The following is a 16,854-nucleotide window of genomic DNA, read 5'->3' on the forward strand; positions in this document are numbered from 1 at the left end:
CCCCCGGTGGCCGGGGTCGGTGGGCATGTTCGGGCGCGGGCTGGGGTCGTTGGTCAGGTGCAGGGCACGGGGCTGGAGTTGCAGGTCAGGGACGGACACGAACCGGGCCGACCGCTCACTCCAGGGGAGCCACAGGCCGTCCGTCCGGGCCGTCGCCGTGGTGTGGCCAGCGGGCGGAGTCGTCGCGCTGGAGGCGGGACACTTCCTCCATCCGGTCGGACGGGATGACGACCTGGGTGACCTCGATGGCGTTCTCATCTCCGCCCGAGTAGCCAATCCGAACGATCTCCCAGACGGGCAGCGAGATCGGGATCTGGAGCAAAGCCGCCTCTTCCGCCTCGGGCATCCTGGCCCGACGCCGTTCCAGCCATTCGATCGGCCCGTGCCCGGCCTCCTCTAGCCGGTCGAGCCAAGCTCCCGGTCCCGTGCCATACGGTTCCCGCACTTCCGGTGCAGCCTCGACGCCGCGTGGATGAATCCAAGAGTTGCTGACCTGGAACGGGGGCTCGTTCGGCGGACCCGTCACCCGCTGTCGGCGCAGCACCAGGGAGCCGGGCTTGACGTTGAGCATGTGCGCCAGCCGGGTGTCGGTCATGGGTTCTTCCCCGACCGTCGGTTCGGTGTGGTGCACCCACAACTCGTCGCCCTGGGCGGCGGGGAAGCTGTAGCCTCCCGCCACCTGCCGACCGTCGATCTCATGCCGAGTGTTACGGCGTACCACGTGGGTGCGCATGAGGACGCGCCGCTTGTCGGGGCGGACGATCGTTCCACGTCGGGGCACAGCCCAGAGCAGGCCCTCATCTTCCAGCGCGGCGATGGCCCGTGCGACGACGTTACGTGAGACGCCGAACTCCTCGGCGAGATCCACATGGCGCGGCAGCGTGTCGCCGGGTCCCCATTCCCCGTCCCTGATCCGGCGGCGCAGGCTGTCAGCGATCTCGTGGTACCGAGCCGACCCCACAGGCGCTCACTCCTCAGCGGTTTTGTTGAAGCTATTGACGGGTCACGTTCCGCCGTTCATCATGTTCACATGGTGACGGCCTTTTGTTGTAACAAATAGCTGCGGTCTCGCCGCGTAGATCCATACTCTCCGTTCCGTCAATACCCGGGGTGAAGACGCGGACAAGCGTTCTGCCGCACGGATGCCCGGTACATCGCGAGGACGTGTCATGCCCCCACACAGCCCAGACCACCGTCCCCCCGAACGCCTCCGCGAAGAGAAGCTGGAGCGCGCCGCCCTGGCGGTCCCCTCCTCCGTCGGTCTGCTGCGCGACCTGGCCGAGGCTCACCTGCACAAATGGGGACTCGCCGCCATCGTGGACGACAGTCTGCTGGTCGTCTCCGAACTGGTGACGAACGCCGTCGCCAAAGTTCCGGGCCACCTCATCGGGTTCGCCCTGCTCAAGTGGCCCACGGTGCTGGTCATCGAGGTGTCCGACGAGCACCAGGAATCCGCCGTCCTCCAGAAGCCGGGAGCAGAGGGCGAGTCCGGACGCGGCCTGTTCCTGGTGGAAGCGCTCGCCTTGCACTGGGGACAGCGCCGCTCCGCAGGCGGATGGAAGACCGTCTACGCGCTCATGGAAATCCCGCCCAGCTGCCAGACATGACAGAGCGCAGCGAGATCTTTGCCCCACTCCCAGGCCCGCCACCCGCAGCGCCGTTACGTCCGCGGCCTTGAGGCCGTAGGCGATGAACTCTTCGTCCTCGTACCAGTCCGCCCCGGCCAAGCGATCATGAAGTTCCTGGAGGTCAAAGGGCTCCCGGGCATGACGGCGGTCCGGGTTCTCCAGTCGGCGGTCGTGCGATACCGGGTGGCGGCGTGCACGTCGATGAGATCACGGGCCGCGCCGCGATCGGCCAGTGCCCGCACTTTGGTGTCGATGACGTCGTCCAGCGCCAGGACAGACCGTACTTGTCCGTCAAGGGAAGCCGGCGGCGCAGGTCGGTCGGTTTCATGTGGTGGTGGCGGGGCGGACTGCGGCCAACTCAGTGAACGCGGACTCCCATACCTCACGGATCGTCCGGCTGACCAAGTTCCGTAGGAACGGCCACTGGGCGGTGAGCAGATCCTTGTTCAGCAAGACCATCAGGTCGTCGCGCTGGCCTTCGACGAGAACCGTTCGGTAGACGCTCATCCGCTGCTTGGGCTTTTCCAGGTCGAAGACCGTCCTCCCCGACCATGCGATGTGCAGCGGAAGGTGCGCTGTTCCGTGTGATGGTCCGACCAGCTCGTCCAATGACGCGGGCAAGCGTGCTTGGTAGCGCGTCCGCAGAACCTCAGCTGTGGGTGGCGTCGCTAGAGAGACGGCCATGTTGGGATTATCCCGCAGGCCATCCTGCTCTACACGGGCTCTGCCCAAATCAGCGATGAGCTGCTGCCGCCTGCCAAGGCATGGACGTGACAGAGCACCCCGCCACCCAGCGGGGCGCTCTGTCGGATGCGGAGGGTGGGGTCAGGCTCGGTAGGCCGCCCACATTTCTCGCATTCGCTGGCCCTGGCCCTTCGTGAACTCGTACATGCACGCGTCGTAGCTGTAGTCCATGAAGTTGTGGATCGGGTCCGCGCCCGGGGCCGGGCACGTGTCGCGGCCCGTCGGGCAGCCCTGTGCCGGGCTCTCCTCCTCCGGCGTGTCGGCCACGCGGTCGCCGGCGGTTCCGCAGCCGTCCTGGAACGTGTGGTACAGGCCCATCCAGTGGCCCACCTCGTGGGTGCCCGTGTCGCCCTCGTTGTAGTTCGTGATCGCTCCGCCCGGCAGGCTCTGGTAGTGCACCACCACGCCGTCCAGCTTCGGGTCGGCCGCGTAGTCCGTCGGGAACGTCGCCCAGCCCAGCAGGCTCTCGCCCAGGTCGGCGGTGTAGAAGTTCAGGTCGGCCCGGCCGCCCTTGCGCAGCGCCGTCTTCATCGCCTGCTCGTTGCCCTCCGGGTCGCTGAACCAGGCGGCGTTCTTCACCCGCTTGACCGAGGCGGGCACGAAGTAGATCTGCTGCTTGGCGAAGCCCTGGTTCATCACCAGCAGCTGCTTGAGGAGCTGCCTGGTCGGGACGTTGCCCTCGGTGCCGTTGTGGACGACCTGGAAGTGCACCCGGATCACCAGCGGCTTCGTCCAGTTGGTCCGGTTGGCGCTCAGGGTCTGGACCTTGCCGCGGAAGTCCTTCTCCATCGCGGCCGCCTTGGCGGCGCTCGGCTGGTTGCGCTCCTTCACGTGCGCTCCGGCGCGGACGCGGGCGTTCTGCGGGGCGCAGTCGGTGGTGGGGGCGGCGGCCACGGTGGCGGGGGCGTGGGCCGTCACGGAGGCGAACGCGGCGAGGGCGACGGCGATGACGCGGGCTCGTTTCACGGGTCTCCTAGGGGGAGCGGAGGGGCCGGTGGGGCGTGGTTATAGAACCGCTAAAACATGGGTAAGTCACTAGAAAGGCCGCAACTACCGTCAAATTGCGTATGCGGGGATACGGCGGATCGCGGGGGACGCGGGCGTAGCGTTGCTCCGTGGACGTCGAGGAGGAGACCGCCCGGATCGTGGCGGAAATGCGGCGGCGGGCCGTTCCCGGTCGTGCCGAAGGGGAGAAGCGCTACCTCAAGAGCGATTTCGTGCATCTGGGGACGACGGTCCCCGAGGTGCGGAAGGTCGCGCGGACGGCGGCGGTGCGCAGTCGTGACGATGCCCTGGCGCTTGCCGAAACCCTGTGGACGCTGACCGAAAGCGGCCTTGCCGTGCATGAGGCGCGGATGGCCGCAATCGAGATTTTGGTGCGCTGGGTTCGATTGCTGGAGCCGAAAGATGTCGGTTTTGTCGAGCGGTTGGTCCGCGACTCCGCCAGCTGGGTCTACGTGGACGGGCTTGCCGAGAAGGTCGTGGGTCAGCTGGCTTCGGGTGAGGTGCTCGATGTGTGGGTCGGGGATTCCTGCATGTGGGTGCGGCGGACGGCTCTGCTCGCTCTTTTGCCTGGCGTCCGGAGCGGGCGGCCTGATCTGGGACGTATCTCCCGTTACGGGGACCTGGTGATCGGCGAGCGCGAGTTCTTCATCCGCAAGGCCCTCGGCTGGGTGCTGCGCGAGTTGTCCAAGAAGGACCCCGCCTGGGTTCACAAGTGGGTCACCGAGAGGATCGGCACGATTTCCGGGGTAACCATCCGAGAGGCGGTCCGCAGGTTGCCCGAAGCGGACGCCCAAGGGTTGCTGGACGCTTACCGGAGGCGCTGACCGTGGCCGTGTATCGGGGAACCGTTCTGTGGTTCTCGGGGGAGCAGGACGTTCACCTGGTGGAGGACGGCGCGCTCGTCGTGGACGAGAGCGGCCACGTCGAACGTGTCGCACGCTGGGACGAGCTGACGGGCGAGCAGCGCGTCAACGCCGTGCAGGACTACCGGGACGACCTGATCCTGCCGGGCTTCATCGACGCGCACGCCCACTCGGGGCAGGTCGACGCCATCGCCAGCCCCGGCGGCGATCTCATGGCCTGGCTCAAGGACTATGTGTATCCAGCCGAGGCGAAGTTCCGGGACGTCGACTACGCGCGGGAAGCGTCAAGCGCGTTCCTGGACATGATGCTGGCGGCAGGCACCACCACCGCCTGCGTCCACACCACGTCCTTCAAGACCTCCACCGACGCTTTCTTCGCCGCCGCCAAGGAACGTGACCTGCGCATGGTCGCGGGCAAGGTCCTGATGGACACCGGTGCCCCGGACGAACTGCTCGACCCGAGCGTGGGGCAGGCCGAGGACGACTGCCGCGAGCTCATCGAACGCTGGCACGGCGAGGGCCGCGCGCTCTACGCCATGACGCCGCGTTTCGGCCCCACGTCAACAGTGGAGCTGCTGCGTATGGCCGGACGCCTCTACCGCGAGCACGACCTCTGGATGCAGAGCCACCTGGCCGAGACCCGCGACGAGGTCGACCACTCCCTAGAGCGCTTCGCCGACCTCAAGCCGCGCTCGTATCTGGACGTCTACGACCAGTGCGGCATGGTCGGGCCTCGCAGCGTATGGGCGCACTGCATCTGGACCGACGGCCCCGCAGACTGGGACGTCCTACGCAGCAAGGGCGCGGGCATAGCGTTCTGTCCCACGTCCAACCTTTTCCTAGGCAGCGGCCTGTTTCCCCTGGCGCGGGCTCGCCGTGCGGGTGTGCGTGTAGCGTTCGGCACAGATGTGGGGGCGGGAACCTCGTACTCGCTGCTCGCTACTTTGAACGAGGCTTACAAGGTGTCGGCTCTCCAGGGCGACCACCTCACCGCCCTCCAGGGCTTCTACCTGATGACGCGAGGAGCAGCGGAGGCTCTGCAATTGGAGGATCGTATCGGCGGCTTCCATTCCGGGGCTGAGGCCGATTTCGTAGTGCTGGACTTCGCCGCCACACCCGTCCTCAAGCGCCGTACCGAAAACGTGGGCGACATCCACGAACGCCTGTTCGCCCTGGCGATGCTCGGCGACGAGCGCGCCGTCAAGGCCACCTACGTCATGGGCCGCCGCGCTCATCCCCGGTAGGCCGCCCACACCTTGCGCATCCGGTCGCCCTGACCGGCGGTGAACTGGTTCATGCAGGCGTCCCACCCGTAGTCCATGAAGTTGTGGACGGGGTCCGCATCGCCGCCCGCACAGGTGTCCTTGCCGGTCGGGCAGCCATTGGTGGGGTCGCGCTCGGGCGGGGTGTCGGAGACGCGGTCGCCCTGGCCGCCGCAGCCGTCCTGGAAGGTGTGGAAGAGCCCGAGCCAGTGGCCGACCTCGTGCGTGGCGCTGAAACCGCGGTTGAAGTTCGGGATCGACCCGCCGGGCATGCTGCCGATGTGGATGACGACGCCGTCCAGCTTCGGCTGGGCCTTGTACTCCCACGGGAAGGTGGACCAGCCCAGCAGTTCCTCGCCCAGGCTGGCGGTGTAGAGGTTGAGGGTGCCCGCGCCGCCCTTGCGCAGCCTCGGTTTGTAGGTGGTCTCGTAGGCCTCGGCGTCGCGGTACCAGTTGGCGTTGTCGGAGCGGGTCACGCCCTTCAGGCTGAACGAGACACCCGTGTCCGAGCCCCCGTAGCCGCCCCCGTACGCCGAGTTCAGCACGTTGATCTGCTCCCGGATCTTCGCCTCGGGCAGGTTGCCCTCGCTCCCGTCGTGCAGCACGTGCACATAGACCGGGACGGTGAGCTGCGTCACCCCGGCCGCGCGTGCGCGCGCCCGCGCGTCGGGTGCCGAGCCCAGGCGGGCCAGCAGCGCCGACAGTTCGTTCTCGACCGCCTGCGCGGCCCCGGGCGTCAGCTCGTTGCGCTCGCGGACGCCGTGCGCGCCGGGCCGCACGCGGGCCGCGTCCGGTGCGCAGCCGCCCCCGCCGGACGCCGCAGCCCCGGTCAGCGCGGTGGGCGGGACGGCCGGCACCAAGGCGGCGGCGACGAGGACGGCGGCGGCCAGCAGCTTCACGGCACTCCTTGGGGAGGGGATACGCACCGTCACCAACTGGTACCAGAGGGGCCGGTCGCCACGGGCGGGGTCCGGCGAAACGGGAGCCGACCGTTACCGGTCGGAAACGCTGCGTGTCATCCGTCATAACGGGCGACCGCATCGGCGCAGGCAGCGGGCCCGTAGACTGGAATCCTCCGCCTGATCCCGTCGTGCTCCTGCGAAAGGCGCTGTTGGTGGCCGTAGACCAGAATTTTGACACCGTCCTCGTCGTCGACTTCGGCGCGCAGTACGCGCAGCTGATCGCGCGACGGGTCCGTGAGTGCCATGTGTTCAGCGAGATCGTGCCGTCCACCATGCCGGCGGCCGAGATGCTGGCGAAGAAGCCCAAGGCGATCATCCTGTCGGGCGGTCCCTCCTCGGTGTACGAGGAGGGCGCCCCGGCCGCGCCCGAGGGCCTGTTCGACCTGAAAGTGCCGACGCTCGGCATCTGCTACGGCCACCAGGTGATGGCGCAGGCGCTCGGCGGCACCGTGGCCAACTCCGACGTGGCCGAGTACGGCGGCGCGACCATCGCGGTGACCGACCCCGGCATGTTGTTCGAGGGCCTGCCCGGCGAGCAGGCGGTGTGGATGTCGCACCGCGACTTCGTGAGCCAGGCCCCGGCGGGCTTCACCGTCACCGCGAGCACCGACGTGACGCCGGTCGCCGGCATGGAGGACCGCGAGCGCGGCTTCTACGGCGTGCAGTTCCACCCCGAGGTGCTGCACACCGAGCACGGGCTGGAGGTGCTGCGCCGCTTCCTGTACGAGGGCGCGGGCTGCCGCCCCGGCTGGACCATGGTCAACATCGCCGAGGAGCAGATCGACGCGGTCCGCGACCGCGTCGGCGGCAAGCGCGCGATCTGCGGCCTGTCGGGCGGCGTCGACTCGGCGGTGGCCGCCGCGCTGGTGCAGCGCGCCATCGGCGACCAGCTGACCTGCGTGTTCGTCGACCACGGCCTGCTGCGCAAGGGCGAGGCCGAGCAGGTGGAGAAGGACTTCGTCGCCGCCACCGGCGTCAACCTGCACGTGGTGGACGCCCAGGAGCGCTTCCTGGCCGCGCTCGCCGGGGTCACCGACCCCGAGGAGAAGCGGAAGATCATCGGCCGCGAGTTCATCCGGGTCTTCGAGGAGGCCGCGCGCGAGATCGTCGGCGCGGACGCCCCCGAGCCGGTGGAGTTCCTGGTCCAGGGCACGCTGTACCCGGACGTGGTGGAGTCGGGCGGCGGCACCGGCGCGGCCAACATCAAGTCGCACCACAACGTCGGCGGCCTGCCCGACGACCTCCAGTTCCAGCTGGTCGAGCCGCTGCGCGCGTTGTTCAAGGACGAGGTGCGCGCGCTCGGCGAGCAGCTCGGCCTGCCCGCCGAGATCGTGTGGCGCCAGCCGTTCCCGGGCCCCGGCCTCGGCATCCGGATCATCGGCGCGGTCGACCGCGAGCGCCTGGACATCCTGCGCGAGGCCGACGCGATCGCCCGCGAGGAGCTGACCCGCGCCGGGCTGGACCGCGAGATCTGGCAGTTCCCGGTGGTGCTGCTCGCCGACGTGCGCTCGGTGGGCGTGCAGGGCGACGGCCGCACCTACGGCCACCCGGTGGTGTTGCGCCCGGTGACCAGCGAGGACGCCATGACCGCGGACTGGGCCCGGCTGCCCTACGAGGTGCTCCAGAAGATCTCCACCCGCATCACCAACGAGGTGCGCGAGATCAACCGCGTGACCGTGGACATCACGAGCAAGCCCCCGGGCACCATCGAGTGGGAGTGACCCGCCCCTGACGGGGAGCGAGGGCCCGGCCGGACGCCACGTCCGGCCGGGCCCTCGGCGTTTCAGGCGACGGGTCGGCCCGCCCGGCGCCGGGGCCCGATCACCAGGGCCTCCAGCAGGCCGGGGAAGGCCTCGTCGACCTCCTCCCGGCGCAGCGCGTTCATGCGGGAGGTGCCGGCGTAGTACTGGCGGATGAGCCCGGCCTCGCGCAGCACGTGGAAGTGGTGGGTGGCGGTGGACTTGCCGACCGGCAGGTCGATCGCGCCGCAGGGGAGGTCCTCGCGCGCGGCGTGCAGCTCGCCGACGATCAGGCGCCGCACCGGGTCGACCAGGGCTTCGAGCACCTGCTGGAGGGTGACCGTGCCGAGGTCGGGGTGGGGCGGGACGCGGTCCTGCGCGGTGCGCCGTGTCGTTGCCATGGTGCCTTATCGTACGACGAGCATCGAAGTTTGACAATGATCGTACTTATGGGTTTGGCTGGGCGCGGCGGTGAGCGCCACTGACGCGAAGGAGATGTGCGATGGCCAGGACGGTGCGGTTCCACGAGCACGGCGGCCCGGAAGTGTTGCGGCTGGAGGACGTGGAGGTCGGCGAGCCCGGCCCCGGTGAGCTGGCGATCCGGGTGGAGGCGATCGGGCTCAACCGGGCCGAGACGTTGTTCCGCAGCGGCAACTACATCGAGCCGGTGCGGCGGTTCCCCGCACGGCTCGGGACCGAGGCGGCGGGCGTGGTCGAGGCCGTGGGCGCGGACGTCACGGGCTTCGAGGCAGGGCAGCGGATCAGCGTGGTGCCCAGCTTCTCGATGAACGACTACGGGGTCTACGCGGAGCGCGCGATCGTCCCCGCCGCCGCGGTCGTGCACCGTCCCGAGGGGGTCGGCGCGGTCGAGGGCGCGGCGGTGTGGATGCCGTACGTGACGGCATACGGGGCGCTGGTGGAGGTCGGCGGCATGTCCGCCGGGGACACGGTGGTGCTGACGGCGGCCTCCAGCAGCGTGGGCCTCGCCGCGATCCAGATCGCGCGCCGCGTGGGCGCGGTGCCCATCGCCACCACGCGGACCCGCGCGAAGAAGGACGCGCTGCTCAAGGCGGGGGCGGCCGAGGTGATCGTCACCGACGAGGAGGACGTCGCGTCGCGCGTACTGGACCTGACGGCGGGCCGGGGTGCCGAGTTCGTCTTCGACAGCGTGGCGGGCCCCGGCGTGCTGGACCTGGCGAAGGCCGTCGCGCCCGGCGGGACGCTGTTCCTGTACGGGATGGTGAGCGGCCTGCCGACCCCGTACCCGGGCTTCGAGCTCGGGATGCCCGCGCTGAACATGCGCACCTACACGATCCACGAGACGACCCGGGACCCCGAGCGCCTGCGCCGCGCCGCGGCGTTCGTCAACTCGGGCCTGAGCAGCGGAGCCTTCCAGCCCGTGGTGGACCGCACCTTCGACCTGGCCGAGACCGCCGAGGCCCACCGCTATATGGAGGCGGGCAACCAGATAGGCAAGATCGTCATCACTGTCAGGTGGGGAGCGGTGCGCACCAGGTCGTTCAGCGCGTCATGACGACGTCCGGACATGTCGCCGAACGTTACCCATTCTCGCGCTACGTGTCCGGAGAAGGGAATCGAAAGTGTGTTTGTGCAGGTGGATCAGGGGTTCTTGCGGGCTACCGCTGCGTAGAGGCCCTTTTGCTCGGTCGAGGTGATCGGGGTCGGGGGCCACCAGTCCTGGATCCAGGTCAGGCCCGGGGCCAGCAGTTCCAGGTCGCCGAAGAACGGTTCCACCTCGTCGCGGGAGCGCAGGGACAGCTGGGAGCTGGCCGGTCGGTACGCCTCGGTCGCCGCTTTCAGCTTGCCGTCCACGCCGTCGGCCGTGCCGTGGGTCAGCACCAGGAAGCCGCCCGGCGGGAGGGCGTCGCGCAGCGTCGCCACCAGGGACGCCGGGTCCTCCTCGTCCCGGATGAAGTGCAGGACCGCCACCAGCAGGATCGCCACCGGCTCGGTGAAGTCGATCAGTTTCTGCACCTCGGGGTGGTCCAGGATCCCGGCGGCGTCGCGCAGGTCCGCCTGCACGATCGTCGTGTTGCCGCCGTCCAGCAGGGCCCGGCCGTGGGTCAGCACCATCGGGTCGTTGTCCACGTAGACGACGCGGGCGTCCGGGGCGTCGCGGTGGGCCACCTGGTGCACGTTGTCCTGCGTGGGCAGGCCCGCGCCGATGTCCAGGAACTGGCGGACGCCCTCCTCGCGCACCAGGTGGCGCACGGCCGCGCCGAGGAAGCGGCGGTTCTCGCGGACGGCCCGCACCACCTCGGGGTCCAGGGCGATGAGCTGCTCGGCCACCGCGCGGTCGGACTCGAAGTTGTCCTTGCCGCCCAGGAAGTAGTCGTAGATCCGGGCCGGTGCCGGACGGGAAGGGTCGATGGCGTCGGGTTCCACGAGCACCTCTCGGGTCGGCGGCGGGCGCGCTTGACCGTGGATGCTAGGGCACTTCCGGTGGCTTTGGCAGGGGACGCGAAAGGCCCGGACGGCGGGCGTCCGGGCCTTTCGGGGTTCGGGGGGTCAGACCGTGGCGGGGGCCAGGGCGGCCTCGCCCTCCAGGGTCAGCGCGGCGGCGTGCACCACGGCGGCGATCTTGATCGCCTCCTGGATCTGCTCGCGCGGCATGCCCGCCTCGCGCAGCACCCGCTCGTGCGAGTCCAGGCACTGGCCGCAGCCGTTGATGGCCGAGACGGCGAGGCACCACAGCTCGAAGTCGACCTTGTCCACGCCCGGCTTGCCGATGATGTTCATCCGCAGGCCCGCGCGCAGGGTGCCGTAGGTGTCGTCGCTCAGCAGGTGCGTGGAGCGGTAGTAGACGTTGTTCATGGCCATGATCGAGGCGGCGCCCTTGGCGGCGTCGAACGCCTCGGCCGACAGGTAGTCGCCCGCCTCCTCGGCCAGTTCCCGGATGACGACCGGGTTGCGGCTGGCCAGCGCGGTGGCCAGCACGGTGCCCCAGAGCTGCTGCTCGCTGAGCTGGGAGGTGGAGGTCACCGAGCCCAGGTTGAGCTTGGTGTCCTTGGCGTAGTCCGGAAGGGACGACTTCAGCGCGTCAACGCTCATGGTTCCTGGGTCCTTTCAAACGAACGGCCGGCCGCGCGACACGGCGGCCGGCCGTCGGGGTGTTACGGGGTGAAGGCGCGCGGTCCTCGACGCGAGGACCTCAGCCGTCACGCGAGTGACTGACTGGATCGGCGGGGCGATGCCGGAGGCGAGTCCCGCCGATCCAGATCGCGAAGCGATGCGGCACTCGCCAAGACACGGTCAGGGGTGCGAGCCGCCAGGCGAGCGCCCCTGGGCCGGGGCTCTGTCAGGCACCCGCCATCAGCTTGCCGGCGTCGAGGGTGTCCTCGCCCTTGTTCCAGTTGCACGGGCACAGCTCGTCGGACTGCAGGGCGTCGAGGACCCGCAGGACCTCCTTGACGTTCCGGCCGACCGAGCCCGCGGTCACCATCGTGAACTGGATCTCGTTGTTCTGGTCCACGATGAAGGTGGCGCGCTGGGCGACGCCGTCCTCGGTCAGGATGCCCAGGGCGCCGGCGAGCTCGCGGTTCAGGTCCGAGAGCATCGGGAACGGCAGCTCGCGCAGGTCCGGGTGGTCCTTGCGCCAGGCGTAGTGCACGAACTCGTTGTCGACCGAGGCGCCCAGGACCTGCGCGTCGCGGTCGGCGAACTCCTCGTTGAGACGGCCGAACTCGGCGATCTCGGTCGGACACACGAAGGTGAAGTCCTTGGGCCAGAAGAACACGACGCGCCACTTGCCCTCGTAGGACTTGTGGTTGATCGTCTCGAACGCGTTGTCAGCGTCCAGGGACACGCAGGCGGTCAGCTCGTACTCGGGGAACTGGTCACCGACAGTAAGCACGCAGGCTCCTTGGTTTTTCGCGTGTGTCACCCACCTGAACAGGGTGGGTCGAGTGGGTGGGGCCGGGAGGGCGGGCCGCGCCCGTCCACCGGCGTCACTCAGAGTGCCTCAGGTATCGTGAAAAGAGAAATCGATCTATCGCGTCAACGTGATAGGAGTTTGCTATCAGCAGACCCACGGTGGCCCAGTTGCGCGCCTTCGCCGCACTGGCCGAGCACCTGCACTTCCGGGACGCCGCCGCCGCGCTGCGCATGAGCCAGCCCGCCTTGTCCGGCGCCGTGGCGGCTCTTGAGGAGAGTTTGAACACCCGGCTGGTGGAGCGTACGACACGCCGGGTGCTCCTCACCGCGGCGGGGGAGCGCGTCGCCCGCCGCGCCCAGCACATCCTCGCCGACCTGGACCGACTCGTGGACGAGGTGCACGCGGTGCGCGGGCCGCTGGTGGGGCCGCTGCGGCTCGGCGTCATCCCCACGGTGGCGCCGTACCTGCTGCCGCCGGTGCTGCCCCGGCTGGCCGCCGGGTTCCCCGATCTCGAACTGTCGGTGCACGAGGAGCAGACCGAGACGATCGTCGCCGAGCTGCTCGCCGGACGCCTCGACGTGGTGGTGCTCGCGCTGCCCGCGCCCGCCCATGGCGTGACTGAACTCACGCTCTACGAGGAGGACTTCGTCCTGGTGGCCCCCGCCTCCTCGCGCCTGGACGGGCCGGTGCAGCGCCAGGTGCTCAACGAGCTGGATGTGATCCTGCTCAACGAGGGCCACTGCCTCCGCGACCAGGCCCTGGACGTCTGCCGCGAGGCCGGGGCCCGCGCCGCCGCCGCGACCTACGCCACCAGCCTCTCCACCCTCGTCCAGCTCGTGTCCGGCGGCCTCGGCGTCACGCTGGTCCCCGAGACCGCGCTGCCCGTCGAGACGCGCCGCGCCCCCGGCCTCAGCGAGCACCGCTTCGCCGCGCCCGCCCCCTTCCGGCGCATCGGCCTGGGCTACCGCGCCACCTCCCCGCGCGCCGACGAGTTCCGCGCGCTCGCCGACACCATCCGCGCCGCCGTCGCCGAGAGCGACGTCAACGTGCGCCAGCCCGCGTAGGTCAAGACTGGGTCAGCGGACGGTCCAGCATTCGCGATGCGCAGTCATGCGAATGCTCTGCGTAACCATGCTGGCGGGGCGCCGGTTCCGCACCCGGCCCCCGTCCTCCAGCAGCAGGAGCGCTCCTTGTCTCCCATGATCAGCGTCGTCGTGCCGGTCTACAACGTCGAGCCCTACCTCGACGCCTGCCTGCGGTCGCTGGCCGCGCAGTCCCTGGCCGGCATCGAGGTCGTCATGGTCGACGACGGCTCCACCGACGGCAGCGGCCGCGTCGCCGCCAAGTTCGCCGAGCGCGACGACCGCTTCCGGCTGATCCGCCAGGACAACGCGGGCCTGGGCGCGGCCCGCAACGCCGGCGTCGCCGAGGCGTGCGGGGAGTACCTGGCGTTCGTCGACTCCGACGACCTGCTGCCGCCCCACGCGCTGGAGTACCTGCTGACCGCGCTGGAGGAGACGGGCTCGGACTTCGCCGCCGGGAACGTGCAGCGCTTCGACGCCGCCGGGGTCCGCCAGTCCCCGATGCACCGCCGCGCGTTCGCCGAGACCGTGCACGCCACCCACGTCACCCGCCGCGACGAGCTGCTGGTGGACCGGCTGGTCACCAACAAGTTGTGGCGGCGCTCGTTCTGGGACGAGCAGGGCTTCGAGTTCCCCGAGGGCGTGCTGCACGAGGACATCCTCATCGCGATCTCCGCGCACTTCCTGGCCTCGGCCGTGGACGTGCTGGAGGCCCCGGTCTACCTGTGGCGCGTCCGCCCCGACGAGGACCGCTCCATCACCCAGAACCGCACCCGCGAGGGCGCGCTGGAGCACCGCGTGCAGGCGGTCCGCACCGTCGCCCGGTTCCTGTCCGACCAGGGCCTGACCGACCAGAAGCGCCGCTGGGACCAGGCGGTGCTGGCCGACGACCTGCGCCTGTTCCTCCAGGTCCTGGACGAGGGCGACGAGGACTACCGGGCGCGCTTCCTCGACCAGGCCAACACCTACCTCGCCGAGTGCGACCCCGAGACCGTCGCGGGCCTGAAGGTCATCGACCGGCTCAAGTGGCACCTGGTCGGCCGCCGCCTGATGCCCGAGCTGCTGGAGACGCTGACCTTCGAGAAGAGCCGCGAGATGGCCCGCGCGGGCGTGATCCGGCGCGGGGTGCGCTACTACGCCGCCTACCCGTTCTTCGGCGACGCGCAGCCGGGCGTGCCCGACCACGTCTACCGGCTCGGCGAGGAGCTGGAGGTCCGGCAGAAGGCCGAGTCGGTCGCCTGGGACGGCGAGCGCCTGGTGGTGGAGGGCTCGGCGCGGCTGCGCTGGCTGACGCCGCGCCGCCGCTGGCAGCAGCGGATGATGGCCTGGCTGGTGTGCCGCGAGACCGGCGAGCGGGTGCCGGTGCGGGTGGCGACCTTCGACCGCGCCGCCACGCCGGCGGCCGCGTCCGCCGCGTCCGGCCACGACTGGAGCGGCTACCGGATCATCGTGGACCCGCGCCGGCTCGCCGGGAAGGGCACCGCCTGGCGCGTGGAGTTGTGGATGCTGAACCGCGGCATCTTCCGCCGCGTGGATCTGCGCTCGCCGTCGGCGGCCGCGCGCCGCCTGGAGGCCCGCCAGGTCGGCGGCGTGTGGGTGCGCCCGGAGTGGGCGGCGGGCGGCGACCTGGTGGTGCGCACCGGCGACGACGCGGTGATCGTCACCGGGATGGAGCCGACCGGCGGGACGCTGGAGTTGTCGTGCTCGGCCCCGGCCAGGCTGCTGTGGGGCAGCCACCTGCGCATCACCCGGCTGCCCGGCTGCGCGCCGCAGCTGCACCCGCTGACCCGCGGCCCCGAGGGCGCGGGCTTCACCACCCGGCTGCCGCTGGCCGAGCTGCTGCCGTCGGCGCCCGCGCCGGTGTTCGCCGAGGACGGCCCGGAGGCCGCCGCGTTCGGCGACACCACCGCCTGGCGGATCGAGCTGGTCGGCGCGGACGGCACCGCGACGCCGCTGATCCTGCCCGCGCCCGCGCTGCCGGTCCGGCACGGCGCCGACGGCCGCGAGATCGTCGCGCTGCGCTCGGCCACCGGCCACCTGGAGCTGGTGGCCCGGCCCGTGCGGCCGCTCGCCGACACCGTCGACCACACCCCCGGCGGCCTGCGGATCGCGGGCGGCCTGCCGGTGCGCGCCGAGCTGGCCGCCGGGCTGGTCGTCAAGGCCGACGGGCGCGTCGGGGAGCACCTGTTCCCGCTGGAGCACCACGACGGCTGCTTCGCCGTCGAGTTCGACCCGTGCCGGGTGGAGTCGCTGGCGGGCGCGCTGCCGCTGCCCAAGGGCACCTACCGCATGTACGTGCGGCTGGTCTGCGACGACGGCACCCGCGACGCGCCCGTCCAGGCCGCCGCGCCGCCCCCGCTGGAGGAGGTGCTGCGCGACGGCCGCCGCCTCGCGCTGTCCGCCGGGCCCGACCTGGCGCTGCGGCTGCGCGTGCTCGGCGACCTGCCCGCCGAGGAGACCGGCCGGCAGCGGCAGAACCGGCTGACCGGCGAGGTCTACCCGGCGCTGCGCGACGAGCCGATGTTGCGGCAGGCGGTGTTCGAGAGCTACTTCGGCCGCCAGTACTCCGACAGCCCGCGCGCCATCCTGGAGGAGCTGCGCCGCCGCGGCACCGACCTGGACCTGCTGTGGGTCGTCGCCGATGGGCAGGCCGCGCCGCCCGAGGGGCTGACCGTGGTGCGCCGGGGCAGCCGCGCCTACTACGAGGCGCTGGCCCGCTCGGCGTACGTGGTCACCAACAGCCACCTGCCGATGTGGTTCCGCCGCCGCAAGGGGCAGCGCGTCGTGCAGACCTGGCACGGCGCGACCCTCAAGCGCATCGGGTTCGACATCGAGAAGGTGCGCTTCGCCGCCCGCGACTACCACGAGCGGCTGCGCACCGAGATCGGGCAGTGGGACCGCCTGGTCTCGCCGAGTCCCTGGTGCACGCCGATCCTCAAGAAGGCGTTCGGGTACGAGGGCGACGTCCTGGAGACCGGCTACCCGCGCAACGACATCTTCCACGCCGACGACCGCGACAAGGTCGCCGAGGCCGTCCGCGAGCGCATCGGCGTCCCGGCGGGCAAGAAGGTCGTGCTGTACGCGCCGACCTGGCGCGACGACCGTTTCTACGGCCGTGGCCGCTACCGCCTGGACCTGCGCCTGGACCTGGAGCGCATGCGCGCCGAACTCGGCGACGACCACGTCCTGATGGTCCGCCGCCACCCCAACATCGTGGACCGCCTGCCCGGCAGCGGCGAGGGTTTCGTCTTCGACGTGTCGCTCTATCCGGAGATGCAGGAACTGCTCCTGATCAGCGACATCCTCGTCACCGACTACTCGTCGGTCATGTTCGACTTCGCCATCACCGGCCGCCCGATGCTCTTCTTCACCTACGACCTGGAGAACTACCGGGACGAGCTGCGCGGCTTCTACTTCGACTTCGAGAAGCTCGCCCCCGGCCCGCTGCTACGGACCGGCGAGCAGGTCGTGGACGCCATCGCGCGCATCGACGAGGTCGCCGCCGAGCACGCCGACGCCTACGCCGAATTCGCCCGGCTGCACTGCGCGCTGGACGACGGAAAGGCCACCGCCCGCGTCGTGGACCAGGTATTTGGCGGGCTCTCCTAGCCGGCGTTCCCGCGCCAGGGCAAGGACGGCTCCAGCGAGCGTCCATTTGCCGTCAAGCACGCGCC

The 16,854-nt window shown here is 70.5% G+C and carries 15 protein-coding genes; 7 read left to right on the top strand and 8 right to left on the bottom strand.

Features of this window, described 5'->3' with window-relative positions; translation table 11 throughout:
* Positions 1-115 precede the first annotated feature (115 nt).
* Complete coding sequence (locus tag AH6_RS35875) at positions 116-961, bottom strand: GntR family transcriptional regulator (protein WP_067489215.1); 846 nt, start codon at positions 959-961, stop codon at positions 116-118.
* A 208-nt stretch (positions 962-1,169) separates the two neighbouring features.
* Here AH6_RS35875 and AH6_RS35880 point away from each other — a divergent pair, with 208 nt between their 5' ends.
* Positions 1,170-1,607 (top strand): ATP-binding protein, encoded by a 438-nt coding sequence (locus tag AH6_RS35880; RefSeq protein ID WP_067489218.1) that lies wholly within the window; start codon positions 1,170-1,172, stop codon positions 1,605-1,607.
* Positions 1,608-1,952: 345 nt separating this feature from the next.
* Here AH6_RS35880 and AH6_RS35885 read toward each other — a convergent pair whose 3' ends face one another.
* Both AH6_RS35885 and AH6_RS35890 read right to left on the bottom strand, forming a co-directional pair.
* A complete protein-coding gene (locus AH6_RS35885; RefSeq protein ID WP_218006009.1) occupies positions 1,953-2,237 on the bottom strand; it encodes a hypothetical protein in 285 nt (94 codons plus the stop codon).
* A 216-nt stretch (positions 2,238-2,453) separates the two neighbouring features.
* Complete coding sequence (locus AH6_RS35890) at positions 2,454-3,338, bottom strand: zinc metalloprotease (protein ID WP_067489224.1); 885 nt, start codon at positions 3,336-3,338, stop codon at positions 2,454-2,456.
* A 149-nt stretch (positions 3,339-3,487) separates the two neighbouring features.
* On the opposite strand from AH6_RS35890, the gene AH6_RS35895 reads away from it, so the two are divergent.
* On the top strand, positions 3,488-4,201 hold the full coding sequence (locus AH6_RS35895; RefSeq protein WP_083983808.1) for a DNA alkylation repair protein: 714 nt from the start codon (positions 3,488-3,490) through the stop codon (positions 4,199-4,201).
* Between the two features lie 2 nt (positions 4,202-4,203).
* A complete protein-coding gene (gene guaD / locus AH6_RS35900) occupies positions 4,204-5,484 on the top strand; it encodes a guanine deaminase (protein WP_218006010.1) in 1,281 nt (426 codons plus the stop codon).
* On the opposite strand, the gene AH6_RS35905 is transcribed toward guaD, so the two are convergent.
* Positions 5,472-6,401 (bottom strand): zinc metalloprotease, encoded by a 930-nt coding sequence (locus tag AH6_RS35905; protein ID WP_245679622.1) that lies wholly within the window; start codon positions 6,399-6,401, stop codon positions 5,472-5,474. The genes guaD and AH6_RS35905 overlap by 13 nt on opposite strands.
* A 215-nt stretch (positions 6,402-6,616) precedes the next feature.
* On the opposite strand from AH6_RS35905, the gene guaA reads away from it, so the two are divergent.
* The gene (gene guaA / locus AH6_RS35910) at positions 6,617-8,185 is read left to right on the top strand and encodes a glutamine-hydrolyzing GMP synthase (RefSeq protein WP_373861860.1); all 1,569 of its coding nucleotides are present in this window, start codon (positions 6,617-6,619) and stop codon (positions 8,183-8,185) included.
* A gap of 62 nt (positions 8,186-8,247) precedes the next feature.
* Here guaA and AH6_RS35915 read toward each other — a convergent pair whose 3' ends face one another.
* The gene (locus AH6_RS35915; RefSeq protein WP_067489227.1) at positions 8,248-8,604 is read right to left on the bottom strand and encodes an ArsR/SmtB family transcription factor; all 357 of its coding nucleotides are present in this window, start codon (positions 8,602-8,604) and stop codon (positions 8,248-8,250) included.
* A 101-nt stretch (positions 8,605-8,705) separates the two neighbouring features.
* Here AH6_RS35915 and AH6_RS35920 point away from each other — a divergent pair, with 101 nt between their 5' ends.
* Complete coding sequence (locus AH6_RS35920; RefSeq protein ID WP_067489230.1) at positions 8,706-9,737, top strand: zinc-dependent alcohol dehydrogenase family protein; 1,032 nt, start codon at positions 8,706-8,708, stop codon at positions 9,735-9,737.
* 86 nt (positions 9,738-9,823) lie between these two features.
* On the opposite strand, the gene AH6_RS35925 is transcribed toward AH6_RS35920, so the two are convergent.
* From AH6_RS35925 to AH6_RS35935, 3 genes are all read right to left on the bottom strand, one after another.
* Entirely contained in the window at positions 9,824-10,609 is a 786-nt protein-coding gene (locus AH6_RS35925; protein ID WP_169807961.1) for an SAM-dependent methyltransferase, read from the bottom strand.
* A gap of 123 nt (positions 10,610-10,732) precedes the next feature.
* Positions 10,733-11,275: an alkyl hydroperoxide reductase gene (locus tag AH6_RS35930; protein ID WP_067489237.1), complete on the bottom strand. Its 543-nt coding sequence runs from the start codon at positions 11,273-11,275 to the stop codon at positions 10,733-10,735.
* A gap of 247 nt (positions 11,276-11,522) precedes the next feature.
* Positions 11,523-12,077: a peroxiredoxin gene (locus tag AH6_RS35935; RefSeq protein WP_067489240.1), complete on the bottom strand. Its 555-nt coding sequence runs from the start codon at positions 12,075-12,077 to the stop codon at positions 11,523-11,525.
* 179 nt (positions 12,078-12,256) lie between these two features.
* On the opposite strand from AH6_RS35935, the gene AH6_RS35940 reads away from it, so the two are divergent.
* Positions 12,257-13,162 (top strand): hydrogen peroxide-inducible genes activator, encoded by a 906-nt coding sequence (locus AH6_RS35940; RefSeq protein WP_245679623.1) that lies wholly within the window; start codon positions 12,257-12,259, stop codon positions 13,160-13,162.
* Positions 13,163-13,297: 135 nt separating this feature from the next.
* Positions 13,298-16,789: a bifunctional glycosyltransferase/CDP-glycerol:glycerophosphate glycerophosphotransferase gene (locus AH6_RS35945; protein ID WP_067489246.1), complete on the top strand. Its 3,492-nt coding sequence runs from the start codon at positions 13,298-13,300 to the stop codon at positions 16,787-16,789.
* Positions 16,790-16,854: the final 65 nt, after the last annotated feature.

This window comes from Actinomadura hibisca NBRC 15177 (genome assembly GCF_001552635.1).
In the GTDB taxonomy this organism is placed as follows: domain Bacteria; phylum Actinomycetota; class Actinomycetes; order Streptosporangiales; family Streptosporangiaceae; genus Spirillospora; species Spirillospora hibisca.

Coding starts and splice junctions, on each gene's coding strand:
- AH6_RS35915 (WP_067489227.1), bottom strand. CDS start 8,604: ATGGCAACGACACGGCGCACCGCGCAGGACCGCGTCCCGCCCCACCCC.
- AH6_RS35920 (WP_067489230.1), top strand. CDS start 8,706: ATGGCCAGGACGGTGCGGTTCCACGAGCACGGCGGCCCGGAAGTGTTG.
- AH6_RS35930 (WP_067489237.1), bottom strand. CDS start 11,275: ATGAGCGTTGACGCGCTGAAGTCGTCCCTTCCGGACTACGCCAAGGAC.
- AH6_RS35880 (WP_067489218.1), top strand. CDS start 1,170: ATGCCCCCACACAGCCCAGACCACCGTCCCCCCGAACGCCTCCGCGAA.
- AH6_RS35945 (WP_067489246.1), top strand. CDS start 13,298: ATGATCAGCGTCGTCGTGCCGGTCTACAACGTCGAGCCCTACCTCGAC.